Here is a 17,226-nt window from a genome sequence, read left to right as displayed (position 1 = left end):
AAGGCAACCACGAGGCGATGGAACGCGATATCCGGGTGCTCTATGTCGGGTCTGATGGGTCGGTTAGGTCCCGGCTCGCGACCGCTCTCGAAGCGGAGCTCCCTACAATTACTATCGATGCAACCGGCTGCGCCGAGGAAGCAGGTACGCTTGCCGAGACGGAATCATTCGACTGCGCCGTTGCGACGGACACACGTACAGACGCCGCAGCTGCTGCGGCCGTTCGGAGCGTCAGCGACGCCGACGGGTCACTGCCGGTCGTCTGTCTCGCCGAGTCCTTTTCTACCGAACTCGCCCGACGCGTCTACGATGCCGGCGCGACGGCGTGTTTGCCGCTCGCCTCGTCGCGGGATTACGAACAGGCAGCCGACAGAATCGCTGCCACCGCGACACGTCGTCGGGCGGACGCCGGCGACGTCGGTAAGGAAGGCGCTGGCGGCGGAGATGGCTGTCCAACGGAACGGGCACGGCGGTTCCGTCAGGCGGTCGAACAGGCGGCTGACGCGGTGTTTATCACCGATGCTGACGGGACAATAGAGTACGTCAATCCTTCGTTTGAGGCGCTGACCGGCTACGAGCGCTCCGAAGCCGTCGGCCGGACACCACGGATTCTCAGGTCCGGCGAGCAGGACGACGCCTATTACGCCCGCATGTGGCAGACGATTCTTGCGGGCGACGTATGGCAGGAGGAAATCGTAAACGAGCGGCAATCCGGAGAATACTATCATGCCGAACAGACTGTCGCGCCGATAGTCGACGACACGGGGGAGGCGGACGGGTTCGTCGCCATCCAGCGCGACATCACAGAGCGGAAAGAGCGCGAGCACCAGCGGGCGCTCAACGAGCGTCGGCTTCGGGTGCTCTTCGAGCAGGCCCCCGACGGAATCGTGGTTCACGACATCGACGGTGAGGTGCTCGATGTCAACTGCATGCTCGTCGAGATGCTCGGCTACGACCGCGAAACGCTGCTTTCGATGTCCGTTCCCGACTTCGAGATCGGAATCGACCCCGAGAAGCTGCGTGAACGCTGGCGGTCGATGGATACGGGGTCGACACACAAGATAGAGGTACAGGGCACACACCAGCGAAAGGATGGCACTACGTACCCTGTCGAAGTCTGGGTCAGCAAAATCGAGTCCGCGAAAGACGACGGCGCTCGGTTCATCGCCTTCGTTCGCGATGTCAGCAACCGTCGACACCGGGAAATCCACCTCGAGGAGGCCCAGCAGGTCGGTAACATCGGCTGGTGGCGAAAGGAGATTCCCTCGGATGAGATATACTGGTCCGAGCAGGTCTACGAGATGTGGGGTGTCGATGGCGACCGCGGCACTATCGACCACGAGACGTTTATGTCGTACATTCACCCCGAAGACCGCGACCACGTCGGGCAGGCGTGGCAGGAGGCAAAGGAAGGCGCTCCGTACGACATCGAACACCGTGTCGTCACTGGCGATGGAGACGTCAGGTGGGTCCGCGAGAAGGCGGAGCTAACCTTCGACGATAACGGCAATCCAACAAGCGCCGTTGGAATCGTACAGGACATCACCGAACAGAAGACACGAGAGCAGGAGCTCGAACGGACCAAACACCGGCTCTCGCTGGCTATCGACACCGCCGATGCGGGCGTCTGGGAACTCGATGCGGACTCGGGACGGATGCAGTTGACCGACTCGATGCAGGACCTTGTCGGGCTTGACACCGAAGTCGACGGTGACACACACGGGTGGTTCCTCGACCGCATCCATCCGGACGACAGAGAGACAGTCAGGGCGGCGGTCGAGAATGCGCTCTCACAGGAGGACGGATTCGAACGGGAGTTCCGTTTCCGACACACGTCCGGGGAGTACATCTGGCTTCTGGCGAGGTCGCGGGTGCTCACCGACGGTGCTGGTGACCCGGAACGGCTCGTCGGCGTCGCCATCGATATCTCGGAGCGAATCGACCGGGCGCGGCAGCTACGGGTTCTCGACCGGGTGCTGCGCCACAACCTCCGCAACGATATGACGGCCATCCTCGGATACGCCGAAACCATTCGCGACGAGGTGCCCGAGGCCGCCCCCGCAGCCCGGACTATCATCGAGGAGGGAAAGAGCCTCCTGCGGACGGCGGACAAAGAGCGCGAGATTGTCGAGGTTATCTCTGACCCGCCACAGCGGACACGCCTGGAAGTCGGTGAACTCTGCAGACGCGCGGTCGAAGCGGCGCGGAAGTCACACGCCGACGCGGCCATCGAATTCGAAGCGGATGCCGAAGCGGCAGCAGTCGGGACAGAAAACATCCGCCGAGCCGTCAGTGAACTCCTCGAGAACGCAATCCGGCATTACGACGGTCGGACACCGGAGGTGATGGTCCGCGTTGACGCCGACGACGATGTGGTTCGCATCAGCGTCGCCGACCGTGGTCCCGGGATTCCCGACCGGGAAGTCAACGTGCTGACCCGAGAACGCGATATCGAGCCGCTCTATCATGGCAGTGGCCTCGGGCTCTGGCTGGTAAACTGGATTGTCCGACGCTCGAACGGCCGGCTCTCGTTCGAGGCGAACGAGCCACGCGGGAGCGTGGTGACAATCGAACTCCGGCGGGCAGCATGAGCTTCGCACCTGCGACCGATTGCCACGTCCATCTCCTGCCCCGCCGGCTGACGGAGGCCATCCGCTCGGCGCTCGGCGGCGAGGCGGGCTGGTCGTTCCAGCATTCGCCCGACCCAACAGCAATCGAGGAGACGCTCCTCTCGGCGGGCGTCGAACGGTACATCTCACTGCCGTACGCCCACCGACCGGGGATGGCCGCAGACCTCAACGACTGGGTTCTCGAGTGGGCGGCTGCCTCCGAGGCGTGTGTCCCGTTCGCGACGGTCCACCCGGAAGACGACGTTCGGGAGGTCGTCCGGGCGGCCTTCGACGGCGGTGCACGCGGGCTGAAGTTCCAGTGTCCCGTCCAAGAGTGCAGCCCGGACGACCCTCGCTTAGCCCCCGCCTTCGAACTCGCGGCCGAACGGGACCGGTCGGTGCTGTTTCACGCCGGAACCGCGCCGCTGTACGAGGAGTCACCATACGTCGGCGTCGACCGATTTCGAGCATTTTGTGCCTCCTACCCCAACGTTAGCGTCTGCTGTGCGCACATGGGGACCTACGAAACCGACGCATTCCTCGAGGTGCTTGCGGACAACGAGCAGGCGTTTCTCGATACGAGTTTCGCGATGGCGGATTCGGAGTACGTGGCGTTCGATGCCGACAGCATCGACAACAGCGTCTTCGAGACGTTCGCCGGACAGATTATGTACGGCTCTGACTTCCCGAACATCCCACACGCATACCGTGCGGAGCGTGCGGGGCTGTTGGCTCGTGACCTCTCGTCCGCGGCGACAGACGCGCTCTTCCGCGGTGCCGCAGACCGGTTTCTGGGAACGGCGTAGCTATTGGCACTCCGAAAGCCGGTCGCGGGCGGCGTCACGGTCGACGGTTCCGGAGGCAGTCCGTGGTAGCGCGTCAACGACGCCGATAGTTCGGGGAAGCTTGTAGCCGGCCAGCCGCTCGCGACAGTGCTCTCGGAGGGCATCAGGGGTCGTGTCGTCGCCGTCGGATACCACGAGCGCGGCGACCCGTTGGCCCCACTCGTCGTCGGCAAGTCCGACAACAGCACACGCGTCAACGGCCGAATGAGCACGGAGCGCCGCCTCGACCTCCGTGGGGTCGACGTTCTCGCCGCCGGTGACGATGGTGTCGTCACTCCGACCGACGACGTGGAGTCGGCCGTCGTCGTCTCTGTAACCACGGTCGCCGGTGCGGAGACCGCGGGCGGTAAACCGTGCAGCGGTCGTCTCGTCGTCGAGATAGCCCGGCGTCACCATCGGCCCGTCGACAACGATATCGCCGACGGTCCCCGGCTCACAGCCGACGCCTTCGTCGTTGACCACGGTGACTTCGGCGAACATCAACGGGTATCCGACCGAGTGTGGGTGGGCACGTGCCATCGACGGCGCTGCGGTCGCTATCTGTGAGGCGGCCTCGGTCATCCCGTAGGTCGGCGCGACCGGCACGCCACGGTCGTGGGCGCGCTCGACGAGCGACGCCGGACACGGCGCGCCGCCGACAAGCGCAAACCGGAGGTCGGGCAGGTCGCCGACCGCAATGAGTCGTTCGAGCATCGTCGGGACAAGCGAGACGGCGGTTGCCTCGACGTTTCGAAGGCGCTCCGCGGTTGCTTCGGCGTCGAACGTCGACTGTACCGACAACGCCGTCCCGTAGAGGACCGACCGGTAGACGGGGGCGAGTCCGCCCATGTGGTACATCGGAAGTGGAACGTGCCAGCAGTCGCCGCGTTGAACGCCGAGCCGAAACGCCGAGGCCGTCGCGCTGGCAAGCACGTTGCCGAGCGTCAGTACGACACCTTTCGGTTCACCGGTCGTTCCGGAGGTAAACAGCACCGCAAGCGGCTCGTCAAGCGCCCACTCCGGGAGGTCGAACGGCTCGGGGGTGACACCGGACAGGGGTCGCGCGTCGGCGGTCGGTTCGTCTACGGTGACGACCGTCGTCTCGGCAGCATCTGTGAGGGCGGCCTCGGTAGCCGCTCCGCAGACAGCGGCTTCGGGGGGTACCGCCGACAGCCGCGTCCGGAGTTCAGGGGGCGTCTGCTCGGTGTGTAGTGGCACCAGAACCGCGCCAAGCCGCTGGAGGGCGTGGACTACCACGACGAACTCGTGGCGGGTTTCGAGACAGACGGCGACCGTGTCACCGACGCCGACGCCGAGAGCAGCCAGCCGCCCCGCCAGCACCTCGACGCGCTCGTCGAGTTCGTCGTAGCTGCGGTCCGGTCCGTCAGCGACGGCCAGTGCCGTCGCTCCCGGTGTGGCGTCCGCCCGGACCGCAAGCCAGTCACGCATCGTAGACCGACCGTTTACAGCGGAGGGATATTTCCTTTTCCTTGTGGCACCGCTGCCGTCCCGTCACTGACTGGCGCGGCGTCCGGACCCACGTCCGACGCCAGCCGACCGCCGGTCGCCAGCCCGCACGGGCGGACATCGGGAACCGAGGCGGCGAGATGAACTGCTGCCGCCCGAGCGACCACGCCGTCGATAGTCGTCGTGACGATTACATCCCAGCCGTCTGCCCGTGCCCGCTCGGCCGCTGAGCGGGCGATGTCGACCCCGCCAAGCGCCATCGGCTTGCAGACGAGACAGTCAGCCGCTTCGGCGGCGATAGCGGCATCAACGCCATGCCTGAGAAGCCCCTCGTCGAGAGCGATATCGATGCCGTGGCCGCGGAGCCGTCGGTGGTTGTCAAGCGCCTCGGCCGGGAGGGGCTGTTCGAGGACGGCGACGCCGAGTGCGGAAAGCGACTCGACCGCCTCGCGGGCCGTCTCGAACTCCCATGCCCCGTTTGCGTCGACGCGCAGCTCGATGTCCGGGTACCGTTGCCGAACCGCCTCGATGCGCTCGATGTCCGCGTCGAGCGAACGGTTGCCGACCTTCACTTTCGCCGCCGGGAAGCCGGCTGCAGCCGCGTCGGCGACGGCTTCGGCCGTCGCCGACGGGGAGCCGTCACCGACCGTCGCGTTCACCGGCACTGATTCGACGCGCTCGCCGGCTCCAAGGCGGCGATACAGCGGGACGCCGGCTCGCCGAGCCGCCGCATCAGCCACTGCGAGTGAGACGGCGTGTCGCGCGGCGGGGGTGTCATCAAAGACGTTGTCTTCGAGGGCCTGTTTCGGCTTTTCGACGCCGCAAAGTGCCGCTTGGCACGCGTCGTACGATTCCGTCCAGCCGGGAAGGGGGGCTGCCTCTCCGACACCGGCCACGCCGTCGATTTCGGTCCGGACGAGGAAGCCACGACGAGATTCAATCGTGCCATCGGCGGTCGAAAGCGGTGAGGAAAGCGGCAGTGAAAACGGCTGGATGTCCATCATATCACCGCCGGAGCGGCGAATCCGAGCGCGAAACACACCGAGTGGGCGAACAACAGCTTCCCGGTCCGTTGCAGCGCCGGATTAAGCGCCTCGCCGTCGGTCCGGTTCCAGACCGTCCGGCCGATGGCGATAGCAAGCGGCGCAGTAACAAGCGGCAGCAGCACCGTCGCCGGATAGCCATCGAGCCAGAAGACGACCGGGATGGCGTAGCCGAGGCCGGCCATCAGGCTCCACTCGATGCGGCTCAGCCGGTAGCCGAGGATGACTGCTAGCGTGTGCTTGCCGGCCTCGGCGTCCGTTTCGCGGTCGCGGATGTTGTTGACCACGAGGATAGCCGTCGAAAAGCCCGCCGCCGGGAGCCCGGCGACGACGGCGGCGGCCGGCAGCGTTCCTTCGGGAATCCACAGCGGGAACCAACCGCCGTGAGCCGCCGCCTGTACGTAGTAGGTTCCGGCAACGGCGACGAGCCCGAAAAAGACGAAGACGAACAGGTCGCCGAGCCCCCGGTAGCCGTAGGGGAGCGGTCCGCCGCTGTAGGTGATGCCGGCGACGATGCTCGCCAGCCCGACGACGAGTATCGGAACGCCGCCGACGGCGACAAGATAGAGCCCGATGACCATCGAGAGGCCGAACGTGGCGTACATCGCCCGTTTGACCGCGGCCGGCTCAATGAGGCCGCCGGCTGTCACACGGGTGAACCCATCTCGGTCCTCGGTATCGGCACCGCGGACGGCGTCGTAGTAGTCGTTGGCGAAGTTCGTCCCGATCTGTAGCAGTAGCGCTCCGAAAAGTGCGAACAGTGCTGGAAGCGGCGCAAAGACGCCGTGATAGACCGCCAGTCCGGTGCCGACGATGACCGGTGCCGCCCCCGCCGGAAGTGTTTGGGGCCGTGCGGCCATGAGCCACGCTTTCGTCGACGAAGCCGCCGCTGTCATTGGTGCAACTCGGGTGGCAGCGCCCATAAGTGGGGTGATTGCGCCCGTCGGTGTCGACGCCGAAAAACAGGCGGTATCCGACTCCCGCGTGTATCCACCTACGTCTCTGTGTCGGCGTCCGTGTCGGCTACGGTGGTCGCACTGTCGTCGGCAGCCGACTCGCTATCGCTTTCTTGACCGCTAGCAGCCGCCGGGTCGGTTTCAGCTTCCGGGCTCTCCTCGGTGTCCTCCGAGAGGTCCTCGATTTCGATGGTTGTGTGGTCGCTGTCGGCGTCGTCTGACTCCGTCTCCTCGGCCGTCCTTTCGAGGCGGTCCTCAACAGCGGCCTGTAGGTCGTCCATCGTTTCGTCGAGTTCCTCGACGGCATCTGCGACCTGCGATTCCGCGGCCTCGTTGGCTTCCAGCGCCGTCTCCGCACCGCCGTCGACGACATCGAGCGCGGCGGCGAGCAACTCGTCTGTCAGCTCGAAGGACTCTTCGAGCCCGGACTCGACGCCGTCGGCGACATCGCGGCGAACGTCGCCGGCAGCATCGAGGCGCTTGTCAATTGTTTCTCTGGCATCGCCGATGATGTCGCCGTCTTCCGGAATTGCTGTCTCGGCGGCATCCAGCGAGGTGTCGATGCCGGCTCGGACGACATCGCCGCCCCCTTCGGCGATATCGCTGACCGCATCCGTGTTCGATTCGGCGGTCTCGTTAAGCCGGCGCTGGACTTCGATACCGCGTTCGAGCGTCTCTTGTGTCCCTTCGATGGCGGTCCGCTGGAGTTCGAATACCGCCCGGACTGGTGTGCTGTCGTCTCCCATGAGAATTTAATACTGTCTATTACGTAATAAATTTATGGGCGGCAGAAAACGGCTGCCGGTTCAGTAGTGCCAGTCGAACTGCTCGAAATCCGGCTTGCGGTTCTCGTTGAACGCGTCTCTGCCTTCCTGTGCTTCCGTGGTCATGTACCCGAGGCGGGTTGCCTCTCCGGCAAAGACCTGCTGGCCGACGAGGCCATCCGAATCCATGTTGAACGCATACTTTAGCATCCGGATAGCCATCGGCGACTTCGAGAGAATGCGCTCGGCCCACTCGTGGGCGACGTCTTCGAGGTCCTCGTGGGGAACGGCTTCGTTTGCCATCCCCATCTCGACGGCCTCGTCGGCCGAGTAGGTTTTCCCGAGGAAGAACACCTCTCTGGCCTTTTTGTGGCCGATCTGTCGGGCGAGATACGCCGACCCGAAACCGGCGTCGAAGGATGCGACATCGGGGTCGGTCTGGAGGAATTTCGCGTGTGCTTCGGACGCCAACGTCATGTCGCAGACGACATGCAGCGAGTGGCCGCCGCCGACAGCCCAGCCGGGGACCACCGCGATGACCGGCTTGGGAATGTGTCGAATCAACCGCTGTACTTCGAGAATGTGAAGCCGCGGGGCGTCCTGCTGTTCGGCGTCCGGCGTGTCCTCGTACTCGTAGCCGGCCTCGCCGCGGATGCGCTGGTCGCCGCCGGAGCAAAACGCCCAGCCGTCGTCCTTCGGCGATGGGCCGTTGCCGGTCAAGAGCACGCAGCCGATGTCTGTCTGGCGCTTGGCGTGGTCGAGCGCGGTATAGAGCTCGTCGACCGTCTCCGGGCGAAAGGCGTTGCGCACCTCTGGACGGTCGAAGGCGATTCTGACCGCGCCGGTCTCAGTCGACCGGTGGTAGGTAATGTCCTCAAAGTCGTCGGTAATCGGCTCCCAGCGGTCCTCGTCGAACAGTTCCGAAACCATACCCGACCTGCGGCCGCGGCGAGCAAAAAGATGGGCAGTCGCGCTGCCAGCCGCATGGCCGAGCGGCCGCGGACCTAGCGGTCGGGGGCGGCCGTCGGCGCAAAGCTACGCAGCCAGACGGTCAAATAACAGGCGACGGCGACGACGATGCCGGCAAGCGGGCGGGCAATGGCTAGCCCGCCGGCGACCACCGCAACGACGAGGACGGCGGTTTTCCCCGCCAGTCGGTCATCGAGTGATGCGGGCGTCGGGGCATCCAATCGGCCGAGAAGCGTCGCAGCGGCGGCAGCGAGGAACGCGGCGGCGACGGCCCCCGGCGTTGAGCCGACGGCTTCGAGGCCGACCACAAAACCGACGAGCGCCGCAACCGTCGAAAACAGCCACGTACCGACATCGAAGGCGGCAGCGACCTCCGCGCGCAGCGAGCCCGTGTCGCTCATCTGCCCAGCTCCTCAACGACCGCTTCCCGAAGCGCCGTCCTGTCGGCGTGGTTGTGTCCGCTCTCGGTTTGTACTTCAATGACCTGTGTCTCCCCGCTTCCGACGGCCTCCGAGTACAGCGACCGGAACCCCTCGCGGCTGTCGGTACGGGCGAACTCAATGTCGTACAGCGCTGCTGACGGCTCGAAATCAAGCCCGTGCGGCGTCCGGAACCACTTGTCGAAGCTCTCGTGAGCCTCGATGGGGAGGACATGGAAGATGCCGCCGCCGTCGTTGTTGATGCAGACGATTGTCGCGTCCACACCGGCCCGCGAGACGGCCAACAGCCCGTTCATATCGTGGTAGTAGGCGAGGTCACCCGTCACGGCGACGAGCGGGTCGTCTGTCCCGAACCCGGCCCCGAGCGCTGTCGAGGCGATTCCGTCGATGCCCGATGCGCCGCGGTTGCCGAGGACTGAAAGCGACGCTGCCTGCGGTGCGCCAAAGCGGTCAAGGTCCCGAACGGGCATCGAATTCGAGACGAAGACCGTCGACGGGTCGGGCGCGAGCGCGACGGCGTCAGCGAGCATCGCCCCCTCCTGTGGTTCTTCCCCCTCAACGAGCCGCCAGTAGCCGGGCTCTAGCTCTGCCAGCCGGTCAGCGTACGAGCCGGGCGTGCGGTCGACGGCGTCGGCCACAGCGGTCGCTAACCGCGTTTCGTCCGCGACGACGAGGTCAGTCGCGGTAAAGGTCGCCTCGCGCCAGCCGCCAGCGGGGTCAACTATGAACTGGCGGGCGTCGGCGTCCCTGAGATACTGTCTGAGCGGTTTCGAGGTCGGTGACGCACCGAACCGGATGACGACCTCCGGCGTCTGTTCGAGCGCCGGTAGGTAGGCGTCATAGCCACCACAGACGGGAGCGTCATCGACGTGCGGGCCGAACCGAAGGCCCGAAAGCGGGTCGGCGAAGACAGAAAAGCCGGTCGCATCCGCCAGCGCCACGAGCGACTCGGCGTCGGGGGCCGGCCGGTCGGTCGGTCCACAGACAATGAGTCCGCTGGCAGCGGCTTCGACGGCAGTCGCCAGTTCATCCACGGTTGTGGCCGACGGGTCGGTACAGCCGCTGTGAACCTCGACGAAGGGTCCGTCCCGCCCGCGAGCCGCGAGCGGGTTCTCGGTAGCGAAGCCGTCCGGGACCGCACCGTCGGGGACGCCGGCCGGCGGCTCGGCTGCCGCGAGCGGCTCCAGCGGTTTCCGGAACGGGACGTTGAGATGCACCGGTCCCGGCTCAGTGCCGGTCGCCGTACCGACCGCCCGACAGAGCGTCGTCCGGAGTGACCGGAGTTTTCGGGCGGCAGCCTCGGGCTCCGGAAGCGTCCGATAGGAACGGACGGCATCGCCGTAGAGGTCGGCCTGGTCGATAGTCTGGTTTGCGCCGCTGTCGGCGAGTTCCGGCGGCCGGTCAGCCGTCAGCAGGACCATCGGTACTCGGGCTGTATCGGCCTCGATGACGGCCGGATGAAAGTTCGCCAGTGCCGTCCCGGACGTACAGACTAACGGCGCCGGCTGTCCGGTTCGCTTGGCGTAGCCGAGCGCGAAAAACGCTGCCGACCGCTCGTCGAGCAGCGACACCGCCTCGATATCATCGTGCTGGGCGAATGCAACCGCCAGCGGCGTCGACCGGCTCCCGGGCGCGAGAACTGCCGTCTCGATGCCGACCGTCGCGAGTTCGTCGGCGACAGTCTGTCCCCACAGCGTATTGACGTTCGGTGTCGCCATTCCGTCACTCCAGTTCGTCGAGTATCGGCCGGTATTTGAGCTGGACCTCGTCCCACTCGCGGTCGGGGTCGGAATCCGCCACGATGCCGACGCCGGCAAAGAGCGTCGCGGCCTCACCGTGGGCGACCGCCGAGCGAATGGCGACAGCGAAGGAGCCGTTGCCCGCGGCGTCGAACCAGCCGACCGGGGCGGCATACCAACCGCGTTCGAACGGCTCGGTGTCGCGAATCGTCGCAAGCGCCTTGTCCGGCGGCAGACCGCCGACCGCCGGAGTCGGATGCAGCGCTTCGACAAGCGACAGCACGTGCTCGTCGGCGGCGAGTTCGGCGGTTATCGGCGTTTCGAGGTGCTGGACGGTCGCCAGCCGCCGGACGCCGCGCTCGCCGGTACGGACGGAGGCAGCGTAGGGCTGTAGCTGGTCCCGGATAGCGTCGGCGACAAGTTCGTGTTCGTGAACGTTCTTGGCATCGGAGCGCAGCTCCTCGGCCAACCATTCGTCTTCGAGGGGCGTGTCGCCGCGCCCCGTTGTCCCAGCGAGCGCGCCTGTCTCGACGGTGCGGCCGCGTCGGCCGACGAGCCGCTCCGGTGTCGCCCCGAAGAAGCCGGCCCCACCGTCATCCGGCTCAATGAGAAACCGATAACAGTCAGGATAGGTGTCGGCAAGCCGCGTGAGGACATCCGGCAGTGAGACCGGTCGGCTCAGCGCCGTCTGTAACGCCTGCGCCAGCACGACTTTCCGGAGCTCGCCGGCCTCGATGCGGTCGATTGCAGCGGTGACGCTCTCTCGCCACCGGTCTTTCGAGGTCGTTCGCTCTCTGCGTTCGATTCCGGGCGGGCCGGCTGGCGGTCGGGGGGTTGTCGCGCCATCGAAGCGGTCAGCAGCGGCCTCTAGTGCCGACTCGACAGCCTCGACATCACGGCCGACACCGTGGACCGTGAGCCACGTTCCGTCCTCGGCGTAGGTGAGCTGTGTTTCGGGGAGCACGAACCGCGCGCCAGGGAAGCCGCGCCACGGACCCGCCGGGTCGTGCTCGTCGTGGAAGGCGAACCCACCGAACAGCCGAGGGCGCGCTGAAAGTGTTCCGGCATGAACGTCGCCGGTAGCAAAAAGCTCGTTTGCGGCCTCGCGGACGGCACGGAACCGGTCGTTACCGTCGGCGCGGATTGTCTCAGCAGCACCACTGCCGACGACGGTCGCTTCGTCGGGAGCCGCCCAAAGCGTTCGCGGAGCGTCGGCCATCGACAGCGCCGTCCGCGGGTCCGGCGGCGCCGAAAGCCGACGGCTCCGGCTGACGAGTTGGGTTTCGTCGGGGCACAGCTCCGTGCTCCGCAGAGGTTCCATCAACACGTACTAGGAACCCCACCGCCTTAGACGTGTCCGTCTCCTACAGTTTCGACTCCGCGTCGTCGGCCAGCTCCTGCATCCGCTTGCCGATGCGGCCCGCATCGGAGAACTCGTCTTCGGCCATGACCTCCGCCAGCGCGTTCCCGAGGACGAAAACAGCGTGTTTGTGCTCGCTTTTTGACTTGTGGACGTCGTCGGGCGTCACGTCGAGTTCGTCGTAGCCGTCGAAGACGGAGGCGTCGATTTCGTCCATCTCACGGAAGTGCTCCATGATGGAGACCATCTTGGCGTGTAGCTCCAGAAGCTCGTCTTTGTGCATATTTGTGCGTATTGGGAGGAACTCTTTAACCTTTGTGCGGGAACGTGGAGCACACGCACGGCTCGTCGCCGCCGAGACGCTCTCAGAAGACGTACTCGTCGTCGTGGCCCATCATCCCGTCTTCTTCGAGGCCGGGGTCTTCGTCGTCCATCGGGCCGCTCGTCTTGTACGCCCGCAGTCCGGTCGACAGTAGTTCCTCGATGGCCTCCTCCCGGTTTACGAACTCGCCTTCCTCGACGAGCTGGGCGATCTGCATCTCGAGATGCTCTGGAATGGTGAGTTGTACCTTCGGCATCGGATTACCTGTTGCTTTGTGTATGGGGTATTTAATACTGTCGGGGATTTTTCGCCTGGCGCAAAATCGAGGTCCCGGATACCGAAAGTATATTTTTGAAACACGATTCACGTCTCCGAAAGCCAGACTGTCGCTCTACCGGACGCTCAGGCGCCCCGGACTCGATTGCTCACGGCGGCTACCGAAGCGACACGCCTACTTTCCGCACGCTCATACCGTGGGTGATGAGAGACGTTACGGATCTGTACGAGTCCTTCGGCGAGGACCGGCTTCCGCCGGGACAGCGGGAAACCAGCGAGTTTCCCGTCCTCTCGAAGGGCGAGACGCCGTCGGTACCGGACGACTGGACGCTTGAGGTGTGGGGTGCCGTCGACGAGCCATGTTCGCTTTCGGCCGCTGAGCTAGCGGACCTCGGAGCGGAAACACAACGGCAGGACTTCCACTGTGTTACCGGCTGGTCGCGGCTCGGCTGTGTCTTTACTGGAGTCCCGTTCCCTACGCTCGCAGACCACGCCGGCGTCCAGCCGTCGGCGACACACGTCATGTTCCACGCCCACGACGGGTATACGACTGACCTCCCGCTGTCGGCGTGTGACCGTCGGGAGGTGCTGTTTGCGTGGGAGCTTGACGGCGAGCCGTTGCCCGCAGACCACGGCGGTCCGCTCCGGGTCGTCGTGCCGCATCGCTACGCCTACAAGGGCGCAAAATGGGTTTCCGGAGTCGAATTCCTGACCGAGCCGGAACGTGGGTACTGGGAGAAACGGGGGTATTCGCAGACGGCGAATCCGTGGAATGAAGAGCGATATGCGTAGCCGGCGAAACTGCCGACAGCAGTGCTAACGCGGACCATGAACGGTTTCGGCAGTCCGAATGGCCGGAAGGGTTAACCGGCTTTGCCACGGCGTTTCGCTATGGCCGGTCCTGTTCGCGTCCTCCTAGTCGACGATGACCCCTCGCTGGCCGACCTCATGGCGAGCCAGCTCGGGTCGCTCCGCGAGGAGTTCTCGGTTCGTGTCGAGACCGACCCGAACGACGCGCTCGAAGCCGTCGAAGCCGACGATATCGACTGCGTGGTTAGCGACTACCACATGCCGGAGATGAACGGTCTGGAGTTGCTGCAGTACGTTCGCGAGATGGACCCGAACATTCCGTTTATCCTGTTTACCGCTCGGGGGAGCGAGGAGATAGCCAGCGAAGCCGTCTCCGAGGGCGTTACTGACTACTTCCGCAAGCGCCGCGGCTCCGAACAGTGGCGGGTTCTCGCAAACCGCATCGAAAACGTCGCCGCGCGCTACCGCGCTGAAGAAGCTGTCCAACGCCGCGAGTCCGCACTCCGCCAGCTCGCGCGAACTGTCATTGATAGCGTCTCAACGCCAATCGAGGAGCTGCTCGAACTCGGCCGCGAGACGCTGGAGCTGGAGTACAGTGCCGTGGTCGAACACGACGGAGACAATGGCGAACAGCTTGTCGAAAGCGTTAGCGACGACCTCCCGTTCGAAACCGACGGCGAAATCCCGCTCGCAGACGACATCGACGGATTGACTGTCGACGGCAGCGGCATCGTCGCCGTCGCGACCGGCGAGAAAGCCGAACCCAATGAGGGGTTCTCAGCCTACGTTGGAACACCAGTCTACGTCGGCGACCAGCGGTACGGCACGCTGTGTTTCTGCGATAGCGGCCCGCGAAGCGAGTTTACTGCCTGGGAGCGGGCCTTCGTTGAGCTGCTCGGCGACTGGCTCGGCCACGAGCTGACAAGCGAGTGGGCACGGGACCAAAGCGAGTCCGTCCGGTCGGCACAGAGCCGCCTGACGAGCGCCCGTGAGGCACTCGACGCAGGCGACAAAGAGCGGGTCCGTGACGAATTGGAGGTTATCCGTGAACTCCTCGACCAGAACCCGCCGTCTTCGGTGCCGGTGTCCATCGAACTCTCTTAGGCGTCGAATAGCTCGACGAACGGCTCCGGGTGTTCTGCGTGCGGCAGCGTCGCTGCGTTCTCAAAGACGACGAGCCGGGCGTCCGCGGCCGTCGCCAGCCGCCGCCCCGCAGCGACCGGCGGGCTGTCGGCTTCCCGGCCCCACAGAAGCGTTGTCGTCGTCGCAGTTTCCGACAGCACCGACCCGAGGTCGATATCCGAATCTAGTCGCCCAGCAGCGCGTGCCGCCAGCAGCCGGTGGCCACCCTGCCGGTGGGACGCCTGCCAGCTGTACCGAAGCCACTCGGCTGTCATCGCCGACGGTTCCGCGAAACCATCGGTTCCGAACCGGTATCGGAGCATCGGCTTCGACATCGTGACGTTCCGGAACGCCTCCCCGGCGACCGGGAGCGAGTACGCCGGTGCGAGCCGACGGGTAGTCTGCGGGGCCGTCGTCGTCGGGCAGATGAGAACGTACTCATCGATATCGGTCGCTGCGTTGGCATCCGTCCCGGCGGCGACTGCGTACGCTGCTGTGACCGAGGCGGCGACGACGGTGGGCTGTTCTGTCATGTCCGATAGAAACGACTGCAGAAACCCACTGTACCCCTCGGCGTCGTACGTCTCGGGAAGCTGCGCCGAGCGACCGAACCCGGGCAGGTCCGGGGCGAAAACATGGTGGGTCTCCGACAGCGCGTCGATGACGTACCGGAACTCGTGGCTCGACCGGGGCAACTCGGGGGCGTGCAACAACACGAGGTCCGGCGCGTCGGGGTCGCCGGCTTCCGTGTACGCGACGTCGCGGTGCTGCCACTCGTAGGTCTGTTGTGTCCTCGCAAGCGGCGGGGCAAGCGTCTCCGGAGAACAGCGGAGGAGGCGGTTGCCGACAACCACCGCACCAAGACCGACCGCAGCGTTGCGGACCAGGTGTTTCGGGGCCATACTGCCCCGTCAGCACCCGACCGCTTATGTATAGTCGTCTTCGTGCTCGCGGCGCTTCCGGACGCAGTCGGCCAGTGGCTCAACGATGTCGTCAGCGACAGTGTAGGGGTCTGTCTCCCGCTGTAGCACCTGCTGGACGTACTGGTCGAGGCCGCCACGGGCTTCGATTTCCGCTTCGAGAAGGGTCGCCGTATCCTCCCGCAGTAGGGTCCGAATCTCGGCGGCGTAGCGCTTTTCGACCTGTGTCTGTCGCTCGCCGGTCTCCTTCAGCCACTCGACGTGGTCGGCAAGCACACCGAGGAACTCCTCGACGCCGTCGCCGCTCTTTGCGACCGTCTCGACAATCGGCGGCTCCCAGCCGTCCGCGTCGCCGTCCGGGTCGTCAGTTCCGCCACCGATATCGATGGTATCCGCGCCGTGGTGGCCTGCCATCGGCGAGTTATCACGCATCTCGACCATCTCCCGAAGCTCCATTACCGTCCGGTCGGCTCCATCGAGGTCTGCCTTGTTGACTACGAAAACATCGGCAATTTCGAGGATACCGGCCTTGAGCATCTGGACGTCGTCGCCGGACCCGGGCGGGACAAGCACCGCCACCGTGTCGGCGGTTTTGACGACCTCGATTTCGTTTTGGCCCGCTCCGACCGTCTCGACGATGATTTTGTCCTTGCCGAAGGCATCGAGCGCCTTGACCGCATCAGTCGTCGCCGTCGAGAGCCCGCCGAGCGAGCCGCGGGCGGACATCGACCGGAAAAAGACATCCATATCGCCGACGTTCGAAGCCATCCGGATGCGGTCGCCGAGCACCGCTCCGCCGGTAAAAGGCGACGAGGGGTCGATGGCGATGACGCCGACTGTCTCGCCGCGCTCGCGGTAGGTCGCGGCCATTTTGTCGACAAGCGTCGACTTTCCGGCGCCGGGAGAGCCCGTGATGCCGATGACCTCAGCGTTGCCGGTGTGGGCATGCAGCGACGACACCAGGTCCCGATAGCCGGGGCTTCGGTCCTCGATTTTCGTTATCACGCGGGCGAGCGCACGATGCTTGCCGGCCAGCAGCTCCTCGATGAGCGTTTCGTCGTCCGACATCTATCGCTCGGGGGCGTTTTCACGGACAAACGTTATCGTCTCTTCCATCGAGGCCCCGGGACCGAATATCTCGTCGACGCCGGCGTCGTAGAGTTCGTCGTGGTCCTCGTCGGGGATGATACCGCCGGTGATGACGAGCGTGTCCTCGAAGGCGTCGTACTCTTTGAGCCCATCGAGTATCTTCGGGACGAGCGTGTCGTGTGCCCCCGAGAGAATCGAGATACCCAGTACGTCGACGTCCTCTTGGACGGCCGCCTGTACGATTTCGTCCGGCGAGTTGTGCAGCCCCGAATAGATGACCTCGAAGCCGGCATCACGGAACGCTCGGGCGATGACGTGGGCCCCACGGTCGTGGCCGTCGAGGCCGACTTTCGCCACCAGACACCGAATCGTCCGCTGTTCTCCCTCCGTGCTCATGCCCCACATTACCACCGGTAGGTGTTTGACTCTAACGGAGTGGGCGGCGGATTATCGACGGATTTGTGTTTTCTAAAGTACGGTTGGAACGCCCGTCAACAAACCCGTCACAACTGTGGC

17 protein-coding genes are annotated in these 17,226 nt (G+C 65.2%); 4 read left to right on the top strand and 13 right to left on the bottom strand.

Features of this window, described 5'->3' with window-relative positions:
• Positions 1-17 precede the first annotated feature (17 nt).
• Positions 18-2,591, top strand: a complete 2,574-nt coding sequence (locus NP_RS06770) for a PAS domain S-box protein (RefSeq protein WP_011323087.1) — start codon at positions 18-20, stop codon at positions 2,589-2,591.
• Entirely contained in the window at positions 2,588-3,415 is an 828-nt protein-coding gene (locus tag NP_RS06765; protein ID WP_011323086.1) for an amidohydrolase family protein, read from the top strand. The genes NP_RS06770 and NP_RS06765 overlap by 4 nt, the downstream gene beginning before the upstream one ends.
• On the opposite strand, the gene menE is transcribed toward NP_RS06765, so the two are convergent.
• The 10 genes from menE to NP_RS06715 form a co-directional block, all read right to left on the bottom strand.
• A complete protein-coding gene (gene menE / locus NP_RS06760) occupies positions 3,416-4,882 on the bottom strand; it encodes an o-succinylbenzoate--CoA ligase (protein WP_011323085.1) in 1,467 nt (488 codons plus the stop codon).
• 14 nt (positions 4,883-4,896) lie between these two features.
• Positions 4,897-5,901 (bottom strand): o-succinylbenzoate synthase, encoded by a 1,005-nt coding sequence (locus tag NP_RS06755; protein ID WP_011323084.1) that lies wholly within the window; start codon positions 5,899-5,901, stop codon positions 4,897-4,899.
• Complete coding sequence (locus NP_RS06750; protein ID WP_148215437.1) at positions 5,901-6,839, bottom strand: 1,4-dihydroxy-2-naphthoate polyprenyltransferase; 939 nt, start codon at positions 6,837-6,839, stop codon at positions 5,901-5,903. The genes NP_RS06755 and NP_RS06750 overlap by 1 nt, the downstream gene beginning before the upstream one ends.
• 98 nt (positions 6,840-6,937) lie before the next feature.
• Positions 6,938-7,645 carry a transducer protein gene (locus tag NP_RS14575; protein WP_011323082.1) on the bottom strand — a complete coding sequence of 236 codons (708 nt, stop codon included), beginning with the start codon at positions 7,643-7,645 and terminating at the stop codon, positions 6,938-6,940.
• A 60-nt stretch (positions 7,646-7,705) separates the two neighbouring features.
• A complete protein-coding gene (locus NP_RS06740; RefSeq protein ID WP_011323081.1) occupies positions 7,706-8,593 on the bottom strand; it encodes a 1,4-dihydroxy-2-naphthoyl-CoA synthase in 888 nt (295 codons plus the stop codon).
• 74 nt (positions 8,594-8,667) lie between these two features.
• A complete protein-coding gene (locus NP_RS06735) occupies positions 8,668-9,033 on the bottom strand; it encodes a hypothetical protein (protein ID WP_011323080.1) in 366 nt (121 codons plus the stop codon).
• Positions 9,030-10,790 (bottom strand): 2-succinyl-5-enolpyruvyl-6-hydroxy-3-cyclohexene-1-carboxylic-acid synthase, encoded by a 1,761-nt coding sequence (gene menD / locus NP_RS06730; protein WP_011323079.1) that lies wholly within the window; start codon positions 10,788-10,790, stop codon positions 9,030-9,032. Before menD ends, NP_RS06735 begins: the two co-directional genes overlap by 4 nt.
• 4 nt (positions 10,791-10,794) lie before the next feature.
• The gene (locus tag NP_RS06725; protein WP_011323078.1) at positions 10,795-12,132 is read right to left on the bottom strand and encodes an isochorismate synthase; all 1,338 of its coding nucleotides are present in this window, start codon (positions 12,130-12,132) and stop codon (positions 10,795-10,797) included.
• A 43-nt stretch (positions 12,133-12,175) separates the two neighbouring features.
• A complete protein-coding gene (locus NP_RS06720) occupies positions 12,176-12,454 on the bottom strand; it encodes a UPF0058 family protein (RefSeq protein ID WP_011323077.1) in 279 nt (92 codons plus the stop codon).
• Positions 12,455-12,536: 82 nt separating this feature from the next.
• Complete coding sequence (locus NP_RS06715; RefSeq protein ID WP_011323076.1) at positions 12,537-12,749, bottom strand: ribbon-helix-helix domain-containing protein; 213 nt, start codon at positions 12,747-12,749, stop codon at positions 12,537-12,539.
• A gap of 221 nt (positions 12,750-12,970) precedes the next feature.
• Here NP_RS06715 and NP_RS06710 point away from each other — a divergent pair, with 221 nt between their 5' ends.
• Entirely contained in the window at positions 12,971-13,561 is a 591-nt protein-coding gene (locus NP_RS06710; protein WP_193763570.1) for a sulfite oxidase-like oxidoreductase, read from the top strand.
• A gap of 99 nt (positions 13,562-13,660) precedes the next feature.
• Positions 13,661-14,683, top strand: a complete 1,023-nt coding sequence (locus NP_RS06705; RefSeq protein WP_011323074.1) for a response regulator — start codon at positions 13,661-13,663, stop codon at positions 14,681-14,683.
• On the opposite strand, the gene NP_RS06700 is transcribed toward NP_RS06705, so the two are convergent.
• Genes NP_RS06700 through NP_RS06690 form a run of 3 tightly spaced genes read right to left on the bottom strand, consistent with a single transcriptional unit; the run spans position 14,680 to position 17,106 of the window.
• On the bottom strand, positions 14,680-15,603 hold the full coding sequence (locus NP_RS06700; RefSeq protein WP_011323073.1) for an alpha/beta fold hydrolase: 924 nt from the start codon (positions 15,601-15,603) through the stop codon (positions 14,680-14,682). The two genes, NP_RS06705 and NP_RS06700, sit on opposite strands and share 4 nt — an antisense overlap.
• Before the next feature lie 24 nt (positions 15,604-15,627).
• The gene (gene meaB / locus NP_RS06695; RefSeq protein ID WP_011323072.1) at positions 15,628-16,689 is read right to left on the bottom strand and encodes a methylmalonyl Co-A mutase-associated GTPase MeaB; all 1,062 of its coding nucleotides are present in this window, start codon (positions 16,687-16,689) and stop codon (positions 15,628-15,630) included.
• Positions 16,690-17,106 carry a cobalamin B12-binding domain-containing protein gene (locus tag NP_RS06690; RefSeq protein ID WP_049939548.1) on the bottom strand — a complete coding sequence of 139 codons (417 nt, stop codon included), beginning with the start codon at positions 17,104-17,106 and terminating at the stop codon, positions 16,690-16,692.
• Between the last annotated feature and the right edge of the window lie 120 nt (positions 17,107-17,226).

It is taken from the genome of Natronomonas pharaonis DSM 2160 (assembly GCF_000026045.1).
Lineage (GTDB): Archaea > Halobacteriota > Halobacteria > Halobacteriales > Haloarculaceae > Natronomonas > Natronomonas pharaonis.
Note: the sequence above shows the minus strand (reverse complement) of the source record. Positions and strands in the feature narration are given on the sequence as shown.

What these genes read in the sequence shown, in the direction of transcription:
- NP_RS06715 (WP_011323076.1), bottom strand. Translation starts at nt 12,749, where the DNA reads ATGCCGAAGGTACAACTCACCATTCCAGAGCATCTCGAGATGCAGATC.
- NP_RS06720 (WP_011323077.1), bottom strand. Translation starts at nt 12,454, where the DNA reads ATGCACAAAGACGAGCTTCTGGAGCTACACGCCAAGATGGTCTCCATC.
- NP_RS06740 (WP_011323081.1), bottom strand. Translation starts at nt 8,593, where the DNA reads ATGGTTTCGGAACTGTTCGACGAGGACCGCTGGGAGCCGATTACCGAC.
- NP_RS06750 (WP_148215437.1), bottom strand. Translation starts at nt 6,839, where the DNA reads ATGACAGCGGCGGCTTCGTCGACGAAAGCGTGGCTCATGGCCGCACGG.
- NP_RS06755 (WP_011323084.1), bottom strand. Translation starts at nt 5,901, where the DNA reads ATGGACATCCAGCCGTTTTCACTGCCGCTTTCCTCACCGCTTTCGACC.
- NP_RS06690 (WP_049939548.1), bottom strand. Translation starts at nt 17,106, where the DNA reads ATGAGCACGGAGGGAGAACAGCGGACGATTCGGTGTCTGGTGGCGAAA.
- NP_RS06765 (WP_011323086.1), top strand. Translation starts at nt 2,588, where the DNA reads ATGAGCTTCGCACCTGCGACCGATTGCCACGTCCATCTCCTGCCCCGC.
- NP_RS06735 (WP_011323080.1), bottom strand. Translation starts at nt 9,033, where the DNA reads ATGAGCGACACGGGCTCGCTGCGCGCGGAGGTCGCTGCCGCCTTCGAT.
- NP_RS06770 (WP_011323087.1), top strand. Translation starts at nt 18, where the DNA reads ATGGAACGCGATATCCGGGTGCTCTATGTCGGGTCTGATGGGTCGGTT.
- NP_RS06700 (WP_011323073.1), bottom strand. Translation starts at nt 15,603, where the DNA reads ATGGCCCCGAAACACCTGGTCCGCAACGCTGCGGTCGGTCTTGGTGCG.
- NP_RS14575 (WP_011323082.1), bottom strand. Translation starts at nt 7,645, where the DNA reads ATGGGAGACGACAGCACACCAGTCCGGGCGGTATTCGAACTCCAGCGG.
- NP_RS06725 (WP_011323078.1), bottom strand. Translation starts at nt 12,132, where the DNA reads ATGGAACCTCTGCGGAGCACGGAGCTGTGCCCCGACGAAACCCAACTC.
- meaB (WP_011323072.1), bottom strand. Translation starts at nt 16,689, where the DNA reads ATGTCGGACGACGAAACGCTCATCGAGGAGCTGCTGGCCGGCAAGCAT.
- NP_RS06705 (WP_011323074.1), top strand. Translation starts at nt 13,661, where the DNA reads ATGGCCGGTCCTGTTCGCGTCCTCCTAGTCGACGATGACCCCTCGCTG.
- menE (WP_011323085.1), bottom strand. Translation starts at nt 4,882, where the DNA reads ATGCGTGACTGGCTTGCGGTCCGGGCGGACGCCACACCGGGAGCGACG.
- menD (WP_011323079.1), bottom strand. Translation starts at nt 10,790, where the DNA reads ATGGCGACACCGAACGTCAATACGCTGTGGGGACAGACTGTCGCCGAC.